Origin of the sequence: Streptomyces recifensis (genome assembly GCF_002154615.1) — a bacterium.
In the GTDB taxonomy this organism is placed as follows: domain Bacteria; phylum Actinomycetota; class Actinomycetes; order Streptomycetales; family Streptomycetaceae; genus Streptomyces; species Streptomyces griseoluteus.
Window position 1 is genome coordinate 1 of the sequence record NZ_MUNH01000915.1, and the last position, 524, is coordinate 524.

Annotated in this window: 1 protein-coding gene; it reads right to left on the reverse strand. The window is 74.2% G+C overall.

What is annotated here, in order from left to right:
- Positions 1-71 precede the first annotated feature (71 nt).
- Positions 72-524, reverse strand: a 453-nt coding sequence (locus tag CCN33_RS30795; RefSeq protein ID WP_483027271.1) for an ATP-binding cassette domain-containing protein, incomplete at its 5' end; no start/stop codon positions are given.

Sequence of the window (524 nt, forward strand, 5' to 3'; positions counted from 1 at the left end):
GGGTGGTGACCAGCTCGCTGCGCAGCAGCCCGAGGGTCCACAGCGGCCGGGGCGCAGGGGGGTACGTGGTCTCAGCCCGCGACATCGAAGCCCTCTCCGGTCAGTGCCACGAACGCGTCCTCCAGCGAGGCCCGTTCGAGCGTGAACCCCCGTACCCGCACGCCCGCCGCGACCAGGGCGGCGTTCACCTCGGCGAGGTCGCGGTCGGGCGGTTCCCCGGTGACCGCCTGGCCGGTCACGGTGAGGCCGGTGACGCCCTGCTCCTTGAGCACGCGGGCCGCGTCGGCCGGGTCCGGGGTGGTCACGGCGAGCCGGCCGCGCGCCCCGGCGGACAGGTCGGCCACCGCGCCCTGGATCACGAGCCGGCCACGGGTCATCACCGCCGCGTGGGTGCACACCTGCTCGATCTCGTCGAGGAGGTGGGAGGAGAGGAATACGGTGGTGCCGTCTGCGGCCAGTTCCCGGATCAGGCCGCGGATCTCGCGCATGCCCTGCGGGTCGAGCCCGTTGGTCGGCTCGTCCAG